This window comes from Salmonella sp. 5800, assembly GCF_046558195.1.
Lineage (GTDB): Bacteria > Pseudomonadota > Gammaproteobacteria > Enterobacterales > Enterobacteriaceae > Salmonella > Salmonella enterica.
The window spans coordinates 1-267 of record NZ_JBGDOX010000043.1 but is presented as its reverse complement, the minus strand read 5'-3'; the positions used below and the strand labels follow the sequence as shown (position 1 = coordinate 267).

Here is a 267-nt window from a genome sequence, read left to right as displayed (position 1 = left end):
TGAGGGAAAGGCGAAAAGAACCCCGGCGAGGGGAGTGAAAAAGAACCTGAAACCGTGTACGTACAAGCAGTGGGAGCCCCACCACTAAGCCAGTGGTGAACTCCACATACGCATCCTTTGCTGAGGATACGGTTAACGGAGCGAAAGCGACGTTCAACCGCAAAAGAAGCAGAGGGGGCTTAGTGGTGGGGTGACTGCGTACCTTTTGTATAATGGGTCAGCGACTTATATTCTGTAGCAAGGTTAACCGCATAGGGGAGCCGGAGG

The 267-nt window shown here is 53.2% G+C and carries 1 rRNA gene; it reads left to right on the top strand.

From position 1 onward, the window contains the following. Nucleotides 1-267 (top strand): 23S ribosomal RNA (locus ACLJZ5_RS22125); the annotation flags it as partial.